This is a genomic window from Pseudoalteromonas sp. MMG010 (assembly GCF_018100905.1).
Lineage (GTDB): Bacteria > Pseudomonadota > Gammaproteobacteria > Enterobacterales > Alteromonadaceae > Pseudoalteromonas.
In genome coordinates this window covers 121781-133634 of the sequence record NZ_JAGJEG010000002.1, presented here as the reverse complement: position 1 = coordinate 133634, position 11854 = coordinate 121781, and the positions used below count along the sequence as shown (strand labels likewise).

Below are 11854 nucleotides of genomic sequence, written 5' to 3'. Positions count from 1 at the left end.
TTTAAATACAAGGCTAAAACCTACATTATTGCTTTATCAGCCATCATTTATGTAAATAGTTTTAAAAGAGACTTAACCTGCACATGAAAAATCTATACTGTTTATTACTTAGCGATACACTCGCATTTATTAGCATCTAAGGTATAATGCCGGTAATTAAGTTAGACAAGAGAATTGTAATGAGAACATGTGGTGTAGAAATTACCGGTAGTGACGTACTACTTTGTATTTTATCTAAAGATAATGATGTATTTGATATTCGTGACGTTCGTCAAACTCGCTTTACTTTAGGTAACGGCAACGACACCGAAATAATGCGTAAATTTCAGTTTGATTTTGCAAAATTAATGCAAGATTACCAAATCGATTCTGTTGCAATTCGTGAGCGTCAACCTAAAGGTAAATTTGCCGGCAGTGCCAAAGGGTTTAAAATGGAAACAGCCATTCAATTAATTGACAACCTAGACGTGCGTGTTTTTTCAACCACTGAAGTTAAAGAGCAATTAAAACGTAACCCTATTCCTATTGCTTTTGAAGAAACCGGTCTTAAAAAATACCAAGAAAATGCTTTTGTTACTGCCTACGTTTATATCATGAAAAAAACCTATCGCAGCGATGAAATGTAAATTTAAGGTTTAGTAAATAACTTTAAAAACGCAGTTTATACTGCGTTTTTTAATACCTTAAATATGCGGGCTCACACTAATTATTTTTTGTTAACCACTTTTCTAATTTATTCTTTAATAACTCATAATCCAACGGTTTCCCCATATAGTCATTCATCCCAGAATCAAAACACGCTTGAATGTCTTTTTGTAGCACATTCGCAGTAACCGCTATAATCGGGATTGCTTGCCACTGAGTACTTTCTCTTATTTTTTTAGTGGCGCTTACGCCATCTAAATTGGGCATATGCATATCCATTAAAATCAAATCAAAATGATGCTTTTCAAGTGCTGCAATACCTTGTAATCCATCATTAGCGATACTTACTTTTAAGTTAAGCTTTAATAGCATGGCTTTTATAACCATTTGATTGACTAGATTATCTTCAACTAATAAAATATGACCAGATAAAAGTGCAGAAGGCTTGTTTTCCTCAACAGGAGTGTTGTCATTAGCACCTAATAAAACAGGAAGGACAAATTCAACTTCACAGCCTTCGTTAAGTTTAGATCGGATCTCAATCTGCCCATCAAGTAATGAAACCAGCTCTTTACAAAGGCTTAAACCTAATCCTCCCCCGCCAAAGACTCGCGTGTTACTTTCATCAGCTTGCTTAAAACTTTCAAAGACCAGCTTTAATTTATCTTCACTAATACCAATCCCTGTATCTAACACGCAAAATCGTATATCCGCTTTATTTCCCTTAATTTCTGAATAAATACGAACACAAATTCTCCCATGCTCAGTAAACTTTAAGCTATTACTAATTAAATGTATTAATAATTGTTTAATATAGCCTTTATCTATAATAATCATTAAATCTGGTTGTTCAATTTCCCACTCTATTGGCAACTTAGTCTCATTATTTTGCATCGTAACAACTGCCATTACCTGCGATTTTAAATCAGATAATTTGACAGGTTCATTGTTAAGAACCACTTCCCCCGATTCTAACTTAGCCATATCCAATACATTATTAATTAATGCAATTAAGTACTGAGTACTTTGTAAGCCCCCTTTTATTAATTTATGCTGTTCGTCGGCTAGTGAGGTTTTATTTAATAATTGTAATACACCAAAAACCCCATTTAATGGGGTGCGTATTTCATGACTAATATTAGCGACAAAACGACTTTTTGTCGCTAAAGCATGCTCTGCTTTTGTTGTTGCAAGTTCAAATGCCTGCGTCCTATTTCTAACACGCTTTTCTAATTGAGTTTCGCGCAGTGATAACTCTTTACGCATCGCGACAAACGTTGACGCCAACTTACCTAATTCGTCACCTCGTTTTGTAATGACTTTATAATCATAATCGCCTTTTGAAAGCGCATGGGATGCATTAGTTAAATCATTAATAGGACGGTAAATATATCGAGATAACCAAAGTGCAATGATTACTAAAATGACAAGAACGGCTGAAAAAAACAGCCATAACATGTCTTTTAAATATTTAATATCAGAGAATATAACGGCGTTAGGAATGATGACCGCAATACTATAACCCGTTGAGTTTATTGGAGCATAAAACACATGTTGATCGGTATTTGTGTCTGATTCATGCATTTCAACAAACCCGATTTCTGCATTTACCATAGCCCTCCCAACGTTTTTAATTTGTTGATTTGATTCAGTTAAAATTTTATGTTTAACCGTAACCTTTTCACCAATATCGTTTAAAACCCAGTCATCTCCAGCTTTTAGTAAATGCAGTACTTTTTCTTTATCCCAATGATACATATAAGTACCAGTGCGTGAAACAAGCATAAATTTAACCCGTCGGTCCATCGAGTTAATCACCTTATCTTGAACGACTTGAACCAAACGATCTATTTCATGCCATGCAATACTCCCGCCTAATAAACCGAGCACTTGTTGCTTATCACTTAATACACTTGCACTAATTACAATTTGTTTGACGCCAGTCGTATATGAAATCATCGGTTCAGATACATACACAACCGATTTGTTGGCAACATTCTCGCCTACGGTTTTCTGCCAGTAATCTCTTTTAGCTATTGAACGAGGCAAAGAATTAGCTAAATCATCATTAAAGGTACGTTTAAATCCCTGTTTAGGGTTACCTCCTTCGGTGTTATAAAAATGCCCTTGATGATCCCCAACAATAAACTTTTCAAAATCACCTGCGTAGCTTTTTTTCTCAGCAATAAGGTAATCGCGCATAAAGGGGAAGTTCATAGAAGTAATACGAGGGTCCTTGGCCATCATTGCGACATGGACCATGTGTTTAGAAAAGTAATTATTAAATATATTCGCTGCATTAACCACTTTTGTTTGTGCTGCAATAATATTCAAACGCTTAGCTTGTTCAGTACTATGACTAAAGACAAATAAAAAAACGATGAATAACGGCACAAGAGAACATAACAAAAAAATTGAGATTAGCCGTGTTTTTAACTGCATATAGGTACAAGCATTAACCAAGATAGTTTTAGCTTAGTCTATGCGTTAAAATTATACTAATTATTGAAAGTGATAAAAATAGAGGCTGCTACGATTGCAGCGGCCTCTTTAAATAAAGGGGATTAGTTACCCAATACTTTAGCAGGATCAACACGTGTTGCTTGCCATGCAGGATAAATAGTAGCGATAATTGCCAGGGTAAACGTGACTAAAACAGTAATACCAATATCTTTAAGTACTAATTTACTCGGTAAAAACTCAATAAAATAAGCGCCTTGTAGCGGGTTTTCACCAAATAATTGACTACACCACCTAAATATTTCACTGATATTGATAGCCAATACCACCCCAACAAAGCAGCCTAATAAAACCCCAATAAATGCCTGAGTCAGGCCTTGCATCACAAAAGTGGCTAAAATAGTACTGTCTTTGGCACCCATGGTTTTTAAAATAGCAATATTGCCTTGTTTTTCACGCACTTCCATAACTAAAGACGACACTATATTAAAGCTTGCTACCGCAATAATTAAAAATACTACAATGTATACAATCGTCCTGACCATTTGAATATCTTGGTACAAACTGCCTTGCGTTCTAAACCAGCTAGACACATACACATAATCAGGAATTGATTGACCTACTTTCATTGCGATGGCATGCGCCGAAAAAACATCGTTCACTTTTAAACGTAACCCAGTTACTTGACCTTGTTCATAGCCAAGCACTTGCTGTGCTTTAGTTAAGCTAATAAACGCAGCGGTATTATCAATAGGTCCACCCATTCTAATAATACCAGAGAGGGTTAATGTAACTCGTTTGGGAGCCAATATTGAAGAACTGTTATTGTTAATTTGAGGCAATAACAACGTAATGCTATCTCCCTCTTGCGCATTTAATTGTTTAACAATTTGCTGCCCTAATATAATTTCATCATTTGCTAATTGATTAACCAATGTTCCTTTGGTGAATTGATTAATTGCTGATACGTGTGATTCTAACGAAGTGTCTACGCCTCTAAGCTCAATCGCTTTTAATTCCCCTTTATATTGCGCCATGCCATTTACAGCAATAAAAGGAGCGGCGGCTTCAACCTGAGGCTGCTCTGCTAACTGCTTCACTTTATTTTGCCAATCATCAATAGGCTTGTTTGGTGCCACATATTCAACTTGAGGCACCACACTTAAAAGTCGGTGTACTAGCTGCTGCTCAAAGCCGTTAATAACCGACAAAGCAACAATTAATACTGCAACCCCCAGCAATATGCCAATAGTAGACGCTTTGGCTATAAAGCTAACAAAGCCATTTTTTTCGTCTTTGTGGCCTGAATAGGCGCGAAATCGTTTACTTAAAAATGCACTAAGCAACATAACTGGACTCTTTAATCGCTAATTTACCATCATCTAAATAAGCGATTTTACCTAGTTTATCGGCCAGCTCTAAATCATGAGTAACAACGACAAAACTGGTATTTAAGCTTTTATTTAATTCGTTGATTAAATCATAAATCTTAATTGCATTTTGCTTATCTAAATTACCCGTAGGTTCATCAGCAAGGACTAAAGCAGGTTTTGTTACCAATGCCCGAGCAATCGCTACACGTTGGCGCTCTCCCCCTGACAAGGCCGATGGTTTATGGTCACCACGATGTCCAAGTCCTACTTTTTCTAACATATCAGTGGCTTGATTTTTTGCCGATTTAGCATTCATGCCTTTAATTAACAACGGCATCGCCACATTTTCTAATGCCGTAAATTCCATTAATAAATGATGAAATTGGTAAATAAAGCCCAGGTTTTCATTTCTAAACGCGGCTTGTTCACCTCGTGATAGAGCTGCAACGTGTTGATTTTTTATTTTTGCAGACCCAGCCGTTGGCGTATCTAAAGTGCCTAATATATGCAACAACGTACTTTTTCCTGAACCCGAGCTACCAACAATGGCAAGCATATCGCCTTGTTTAAGCGCTAAATCAACCCCTTTGAGCACTTCAACTTTATTAACACCATCTTGATAAACTTTGCTTAACTTTTCGCAGCTAATAACTAAATCATTCATATCTTAATACCTCTGCCGGTTTAATGTTTGCTGCTTTGCGGGCAGGATAAATAGTGGCAATAAAACTCATTAATACACTTAAGATGCAAAACAAGCTTAAGCTTAAAGGATCAAATTTTACCGGTAATTGCGCACCGGCTAACAAATTAAGCCTAATAAATGCCAATATTTCATTTATATACGAGCTTAATAACAGGCCTAAAACCGAGCCAATTGCGGTTCCAATAAAACCATTATAAAGCCCCTGCACCATAAACACTTTTTGCACTTGCCCGGGGGTTAATCCTAATGTTTGCAAAATAGCAACTTCGCTTTGCTTTTCACTTACCATCATCGTTAGCGCAGACACAATATTAAAAACCGCAACTAATACAATAAGCGCTAATAACATCGACATAATCCGCTTTTCCATTGCCACAGCCGCAAACAAAGTGCCTTGGCTACTGCGCCAATCGGTTACTTCAAAGTTATTTAATAGCTTATGATTGTCATTTAAAAATGGAGCTAGCTGAAAAGGCTCGTGCAAGGAAATACTTAAATTAGGCGCAATATTTTTATCTAGCTTTAATACTCGCTGTACCGAATCACCACTGGTAAAAGCTAAAGCAGTGTCAATTTCAGAACCTGTGTCAAAAATAGCCGAAATAGTAAACAATCGTTGGCTCGGCACTCGCCCAAGCGGTGTATAAGACGATGCACCGGGAATAATAACGCGAATTTTACTCCCCAAGCCCACACCTAATTTCCTACTTAAATAACGGCTTATCGCAATATGATACTTTGTATTTAGCACGGTTTGCCAATTACCCTGTACTACTTTATCGGTAATCTTATAAAACGATTCACTTTGTCTATATAACCCTTGTAATAACACCCCGTGTAAATCATGATTGGTTTGTAAAATACTTTCTGCATGGCGGTATAAACTAACACGCTCAACATAAGGTGAGTTTTCGAGCGTTACTTTTAACTTTTCAATATCTGCGCTATTGCTTGAACTAGCCTTCACTTCAACATGAGGAATTAAACCTAGCATATTTGTTTTAAGGCTATTTTCAAAACCGTTCATCACACTGCTAACCGTAAATAGCGCCATTAAACCAATAGCAATCCCAGCAATAGAAAAAAATGAAATAAACGATATAAACGCATTACCTTTTGAGGAGCGACTATACCTCAGCCCTATAAACAGGCTAACCGGTTGAAACATATAATTTTAAACACATGATCAGAACACATAAAGTTATAATAACACGTTATAACGACAATTGAATATGAAGAAAACAGCATTACTCGCTTTACAAAATAAATTATAAGCTAATGATATTTATCAGCTTAACCCAACTAATAAATAATCTAATAAGGCCCTAACATTCGTTGCTACAAATTGGCGCGGCGGATATACGCCCCATACACCTTCTTGTTTTGGCTGGTACGTAGTTAAAATAGGGATAAGTTCGCCATTTTTTAATTCATTTTTAATGTAATAATCAGGAAGCTGAACAATTCCGAGTCCTTTTTTAGCAGCATCTACTAACGACCACCCACTATTACACGCTAAACGCCCTGCAATTTTAATGTGCTTATCACGGCCATTTTCATTGACACGCCAATACCGGCTATTGCCAATTAAACACTGATGATTATTCAGTTCACCTACGGTATGTGGCTCACCAAAATGTGATAAATACTTGGCCGATGCACACATAATAAAACGCCTTTGGCTCAGCTTTCGGGCCTTTAAGCTCGAATCTTTTAAATGCCCTAATCGAATAGCAAGATCATATCCTCCTTCAAGTAAGTTTTCTTGCTCATTAGTTAACGTTGCAATAACTTCAACCTCGCGATGTATCTGCATAAAACTATGCACAAGGGGCATGATAAAGCTTTCACCATACATCACTGGGGCCGTGAGCTTTATTTTGCCCTTAGGGATCGTTTGTATGGTGGCCAGTTGTTGTGTGGCATCATCCATTGCATGCTGCAAATGCTGTGCTTGGTGTAAGAAATCCTCCCCCTCTTTCGTTAACACGACCTTACGTGTTGTACGGGTCAGTAATTGTGTATTTAAGCGCTGCTCTAATGCCGTTACATGGCGACTAATATGCGCCACCGACAGCCCTAATACTTTTGCAGCAGCCGTAAAGCTCCCTTCTTCGCCTACCGCAATAAATTCATCTATGCCATCCCAACGCGCCATTATTACCATACTGTAAAAGTGTTTTAATAAAATAGAGATTATCATTCATTATGAAACAAATACAATAAACACATCACCCAAATATATGGGTCATATTTTATTTTTTACCACTACAAAGGATAAACACATGTCTGAATTTATAAAATCGAAAGCCGCTATTGCATGGGGCCCAAATCAACCATTAAGTGTTGAAGAAGTCGATGTCATGATGCCTAAGAAAGGCGAAGTAATGGTAAAAATTACTGCCACAGGCGTTTGTCATACCGATGCATTTACCTTATCAGGCGAAGATCCCGAAGGTATCTTCCCTGCAATTTTAGGTCACGAAGGCGCCGGTGTTGTCTATGCCGTAGGCGAAGGTGTAGAAAGTGTGGAAGTCGGTGATCATGTTATTCCTCTGTACACCGCAGAATGTGGTGTATGTAAAATGTGTACCTCAGGAAAAACTAATTTATGTTCGGCTGTACGCGAAACACAAGGCAAAGGATTAATGCCAGATGGCACAACCCGCTTTTTTAAAGATGGTGAACCAATATACCACTACATGGGCACATCTACATTTTCTGAGTACACCGTGTTACCTGAAATCTCACTTGCTAAGGTGAATAAAGAAGCGTCACTTGAAGAAATTTGTTTATTAGGATGCGGTGTGACCACGGGAATGGGCGCAGTCACCAATACAGCAAAAGTACAAAAAGGCGATACCGTTGCAATATTTGGCTTAGGTGGGATTGGTTTATCTGCCATTATTGGTGCAAAAATGGCAGGGGCTTCACGCATTATAGGCATCGATATCAACACCTCTAAATTCGACCTTGCTACGAAGCTAGGCGCAACCGATTTAATTAATCCAAAAGATTTTGATAAACCAATTCAAGATGTCATTGTAGAAATGACCGATGGAGGTGTAGATTATTCTTTTGAATGTATCGGTAATGTTGATGTTATGCGCTCAGCCTTAGAGTGTTGTCATAAGGGCTGGGGAGAATCAGTGATTATTGGAGTCGCAGGCGCAGGACAAGAAATAGCAACCCGCCCTTTCCAATTAGTTACAGGTAGAGTGTGGCGCGGTAGTGCATTTGGTGGCGTAAAAGGACGCTCTCAACTTCCTGAAATTGTTGAACGTTATATGGCGGGTGAATTTGCGCTAAACGACTTTATTACGCATACCATGGGCCTTGAAGAAATTAATGATGCGTTTGATTTAATGCACGAAGGTAAAAGTATTCGTACAGTCATCCATTATTAATACAAATACGTCAACAGCTTATAAAAGTCGTAAAATTTAAATGTTTGCGGCTTTTAAGGATTTTTATGTTAGAGAATATCTCAAGTACAAAAGTAGCCGGTGGTTGGCATAAGCAATATACCCATACTGCAACAAGTACACATTGCACTATGCGCTTTGCGGTATTTTTACCTCCAGGTGCAAGTGAAACAAACAAAGTACCCGTGCTTTATTGGCTATCGGGCTTAACCTGTACCGACGAAAACTTTATGCAAAAAGCCGGCGCGTTTAAAAAAGCCGCTGAGCTAGGTATTGCAATCGTTGCACCCGATACCAGCCCGCGTGGAGAAAACGTGCCCGATGAAGACGGTTACGACTTTGCTCAAGGTGCTGGGTTTTATCTCAATGCAACACAAGCACCTTACAACACCCATTTTAATATGTACGACTATGTCGTTGATGAGCTTCCCACGCTTATCGAGCAGCATTTTCCGATAACAAGTACTAAAGCCATTAGTGGTCATTCAATGGGCGGACACGGGGCTTTAATGGTTGCACTTAAAAACCCAAAAGCATATGTAAGCGCTTCTGCGTTTAGCCCAATAGTTAACCCAATGAATTGCCCTTGGGGCATAAAAGCGTTTACAGGCTATTTAGGCAACGATAAATCGCTTTGGGCGCAATACGATACATGCGAACTTATGAAGCTAGCTAAACAAGGTGATTACTTACCTATGTTAGCCACTCAAGGAAGCGCTGACGGTTTTTTAGAAGCGCAGCTTAAACCACAAAACCTAGTGGCTGTAGCCCACGAAAACGGTTACCCGTTAACATTTGAAATACAAGAAGGGTACGATCATAGTTACTTTTTTATCAGTAGCTTTATTGACCAACACTTATTATTTCATAGTCAGTTTTTGACTGCGTAGCCTCATTAGTGTGTAGATCTGACTTATCGACTTCTACACACTCTTTCAAAACTTTATTCACTTGCCTGCATACTTGTACAGTATTGCCCTCACCTTTTACTAAATTGATCAGTAAAGAATCTATTTTCAATCCAATATTAGTAAAACTAAACCCATTTTTGTCTGTAGGGACAGGCGCTAGTGGGTTTTTATAAGGCTCTGAACGAGCAGGACTATTACTATATTGATTATCACGTGCATTTGATTGTGCCTGGCCGTCAATGATGGCACCAGCGACGGTGCAGCCACTTAAATAAATAATACATAAAAATAGAGTGAGCGTTCTCATTGTTTATCCTGATCAAAGCATTAGCTAAATTATATACAATTTTAAAAGCAACATTGTAAGAATATGTAATATTAAAAATTTTACATGGCTATAACTAATTAATATTGAAAATCAATGTAAGTGACTATGTAAACTTTTCAGACTGCCATAGTTTAACTTATCAAAGAATGATTTAAGCGACTGATTTATAGCAATTTAAATTTTGGCGTATCCTTTGCTGTATGTTTGCATACTTTAGCAATAGGAATCATAATGGAAATAGATTTACAGTGGAACGAAATTACCGATAACTTAATACAGCTAGGGATAGCCTACCTATTAGCCCTCCCTATGGCATACGACAGAGAAAAAAGTCACGATGGCGCAGGTTTACGTACATTTCCTTTAGTCGCCGTAGCATCGTGCGGTTATGCATTAATTGCCCTATCAGTATTACCTGGTGCAGAAGCACAGTCTAAAATGCTACAAGGCATTATTACTGGCATTGGCTTTATTGGCGGTGGCGCAATTTTAAAAAATAATAAAACAACATATGGTACAGCAACAGCTGCGAGTATCTGGAATATGGGGTTAATTGGTATCGCTGTGGCTTATAACCGCTATGAAATCGCCATTGTGTTAGCTGTCATTAATTTTATAACGCTCAGATACGTTAAAAAATTTAAGTAACCAGATGTTTGGCTCATCCCAACCTTAGCTTATGTTAATTAAATACAGGTGATGATTACTTAACATTTAATCTATTCATTCTCGCGTAACGTTATTGTATCACATATAATAACGGCAAATTTTTATCACCTATTTGAACTTAGTTATGTCGATCACAGCCTCATTCCCTCGATTACATCACATTGATTTACTTCGAGGTATTATCATTATTTTTATGGTTATAGACCATGGTATGTATTATTGTCTAAATTATTCAGTGACCGATCCGATGACTATTCCAGGCACGGATCCCCTTACCTTTTTTACACGTTTCGTTTCGCACTTTTGCGCGCCCTTATTTGTATTTTTAGCGGGGTTGTCGGCGGCTATAACCGAGCATAAATACATCTGTACCAAAGCATTCTCACAAAACTTGATTATCCGCGGTTTGGTACTTATTTTGTTTGAATTTACAATTGTCTCATGGTCATGGAGCTTTAATCCATTATACCCAATGTTGTACGCACAAGTTATTTGGGCAATTGGCTGGGGGTTTGTCATGTTGGGGCTACTACGTTTACTTGGTTTGCGTACACTATTTATTACCGGATTGTTATTAGTGTTTGGCCATAATATATTTGATGGCGTACGCTTTGAGCCTAATACTCTGGCAAATACGCTTTGGTCTATAGCACATCAAAAAAATGTACTCGAACTGCCTTTGGATTTTAAAATCAGAACAACCTACCCGGTAGCTCCCATTGTGGGCTTAATGGCACTTGCTTATTGCGCCGGTGTTTATTACAAAGCAAAACAATACAACGCAAAAGCAATGAGCCACGCAGCTTTGCTCGGTGTAAGTTGCTTATCGTTGTATGCAATACTACGCGGTTTTAATTTATATGGTGATACTTCAATATTTAGCATCCACAATAATACTTTTGATACCGTTATGTCGTTTTTAAACCCAACCAAATATCCGCTGTCATTACAGTTTATGCTTTTAACCGTAGGTTTAGGTCTTATCGCACTGTGGCTCTTAAGCTACCTAAAAGCTAACTTTTCACGGGGGTTTTTACAAGTCCTTGGTAAAACCAGTATGTTTTCATACCTTGTGCATTTATATTTGTTGCATGCAATTGCGTGGTTGCTTATTCCTGTTTTAGGGCTTAATTTTAGCGATATGACCTACGGCGAAACTTTAGTCGGCCTGCCACCAGCATATGGAATGAGCTACGTAGCTACACTTACTTTTATAGCCGTCGTTATTGGGCTTACCACTTTACTGGCTAAGCGCTACATGACTTGGAAACGTAACAACAAACACAGCTTAATTGCTAAATACATTTAAAAACAAAAACCCCGCATAATATTGCGGG

General features: G+C 37.9%; 11 protein-coding genes. 5 read left to right on the top strand and 6 right to left on the bottom strand.

Annotated elements, in window-relative coordinates; genetic code table 11:
* Positions 1 to 179: 179 nt before the first annotated feature.
* Complete coding sequence (locus J8L70_RS03570; protein WP_211054106.1) at positions 180 to 626, top strand: DUF3010 family protein; 447 nt, start codon at positions 180 to 182, stop codon at positions 624 to 626.
* A 76-nt stretch (positions 627 to 702) separates the two neighbouring features.
* Here the strand turns inward: J8L70_RS03570 and J8L70_RS16130 are convergent, their stop codons facing one another.
* The 5 genes from J8L70_RS16130 to J8L70_RS03545 form a co-directional block, all read right to left on the bottom strand.
* Entirely contained in the window at positions 703 to 3039 is a 2337-nt protein-coding gene (locus tag J8L70_RS16130) for a response regulator (protein WP_211054105.1), read from the bottom strand.
* A 170-nt stretch (positions 3040 to 3209) separates the two neighbouring features.
* Positions 3210 to 4454 carry a lipoprotein-releasing ABC transporter permease subunit gene (locus tag J8L70_RS03560; RefSeq protein WP_211054104.1) on the bottom strand — a complete coding sequence of 415 codons (1245 nt, stop codon included), beginning with the start codon at positions 4452 to 4454 and terminating at the stop codon, positions 3210 to 3212.
* The gene (gene lolD / locus J8L70_RS03555; protein WP_211054103.1) at positions 4444 to 5142 is read right to left on the bottom strand and encodes a lipoprotein-releasing ABC transporter ATP-binding protein LolD; all 699 of its coding nucleotides are present in this window, start codon (positions 5140 to 5142) and stop codon (positions 4444 to 4446) included. The genes J8L70_RS03560 and lolD overlap by 11 nt, the downstream gene beginning before the upstream one ends.
* The gene (locus tag J8L70_RS03550; protein ID WP_211054102.1) at positions 5135 to 6352 is read right to left on the bottom strand and encodes a lipoprotein-releasing ABC transporter permease subunit; all 1218 of its coding nucleotides are present in this window, start codon (positions 6350 to 6352) and stop codon (positions 5135 to 5137) included. Before J8L70_RS03550 ends, lolD begins: the two co-directional genes overlap by 8 nt.
* 120 nt (positions 6353 to 6472) lie before the next feature.
* Positions 6473 to 7342 (bottom strand): LysR family transcriptional regulator, encoded by an 870-nt coding sequence (locus J8L70_RS03545; protein WP_211054101.1) that lies wholly within the window; start codon positions 7340 to 7342, stop codon positions 6473 to 6475.
* Positions 7343 to 7469: 127 nt separating this feature from the next.
* Between J8L70_RS03545 and J8L70_RS03540 the strand changes: the two genes are divergently transcribed.
* Both J8L70_RS03540 and fghA read left to right on the top strand, forming a co-directional pair.
* Positions 7470 to 8591 (top strand): S-(hydroxymethyl)glutathione dehydrogenase/class III alcohol dehydrogenase, encoded by a 1122-nt coding sequence (locus J8L70_RS03540; RefSeq protein WP_211054100.1) that lies wholly within the window; start codon positions 7470 to 7472, stop codon positions 8589 to 8591.
* 65 nt (positions 8592 to 8656) lie between these two features.
* A complete protein-coding gene (gene fghA, locus J8L70_RS03535; protein WP_211054099.1) occupies positions 8657 to 9499 on the top strand; it encodes an S-formylglutathione hydrolase in 843 nt (280 codons plus the stop codon).
* On the opposite strand, the gene J8L70_RS03530 is transcribed toward fghA, so the two are convergent.
* Entirely contained in the window at positions 9453 to 9827 is a 375-nt protein-coding gene (locus J8L70_RS03530) for a hypothetical protein (protein ID WP_211054098.1), read from the bottom strand. The genes fghA and J8L70_RS03530 overlap by 47 nt on opposite strands.
* A gap of 252 nt (positions 9828 to 10079) precedes the next feature.
* Here J8L70_RS03530 and J8L70_RS03525 point away from each other — a divergent pair, with 252 nt between their 5' ends.
* Both J8L70_RS03525 and J8L70_RS03520 read left to right on the top strand, forming a co-directional pair.
* Entirely contained in the window at positions 10080 to 10496 is a 417-nt protein-coding gene (locus tag J8L70_RS03525; protein ID WP_211054097.1) for an MgtC/SapB family protein, read from the top strand.
* Between the two features lie 145 nt (positions 10497 to 10641).
* Entirely contained in the window at positions 10642 to 11826 is a 1185-nt protein-coding gene (locus J8L70_RS03520; protein WP_211054096.1) for an acyltransferase family protein, read from the top strand.
* Positions 11827 to 11854 lie beyond the last annotated feature (28 nt).